General features: G+C 41.6%; 1 protein-coding gene. It reads left to right on the forward strand.

Annotated features, from left to right (window positions below; all coding sequences use genetic code 11):
- Positions 1-173 precede the first annotated feature (173 nt).
- Entirely contained in the window at positions 174-602 is a 429-nt protein-coding gene (locus Ga0074115_RS15545) for a lysylphosphatidylglycerol synthase transmembrane domain-containing protein (RefSeq protein ID WP_232433163.1), read from the forward strand.
- The last annotated feature ends 88 nt before the right edge of the window (positions 603-690 follow it).

Genomic DNA, 690 nt, shown 5'->3' on the forward strand with positions numbered 1-690 from the left:
CACTACATCTTTCCTTTTCTGATCACGCTGTTCTTTTATCGTAGCCATGGAAAGCAGTATACACTGCCAATACTTTCGGAACGATTATTATTAGACCTATATCCAAGGCCAAAGTGATCAGAAATCCTACGATGCCTACAAACTCAGGTAACATACAACCCGCCGGAAGAATAATGGCCAGTTACATCAAACCCCTAATCTACTCAGTGCTTATTGGGATCCTTCTTTACGTGCTGATGACGATATATGCCGGCAAAGATAACATCCTATCTGCATTAACAAATCTCACCCCTCTCGCATTAATTATCATTCTTGGTTTATCAATATTCAACTACATTATCCGCTTTGCTAGATGGAACTGGTATGTCAATCAATTCGGGCATCATATCCCCGCCAATAAACACATTCTCTATTACTTTTCAGGCTTTTCCCTCACAACCACGCCAGGTAAAGTGGGTGAAGCCATTAGGTTCGTATACTTAAAAAGGTACGGCATAAGCCTCACAAAAAGCCTTGCCGCACTATTTGCTGAAAGATTCTCTGACTTGCTTGCAATGTGCATTCTTGCTGGCTTCGCTGCAATTCACTTCGACAAGTATTAATCGTTCCGAAAGTATTGGCAGTGTATACTGCTTTCCATGGCTACGATAAAAGAACAGCGTGATCAGAAAAGGAAAGATGTAGTGGAGG

Origin of the sequence: endosymbiont of Ridgeia piscesae (assembly GCF_001443665.1) — a bacterium.
GTDB classification, from domain to species: Bacteria; Pseudomonadota; Gammaproteobacteria; order Chromatiales; family Chromatiaceae; genus Endoriftia; species Endoriftia persephonae.

What these genes read in the sequence shown, in the direction of transcription:
- Ga0074115_RS15545 (WP_232433163.1), top strand. Translation starts at nt 174, where the DNA reads ATGGCCAGTTACATCAAACCCCTAATCTACTCAGTGCTTATTGGGATC.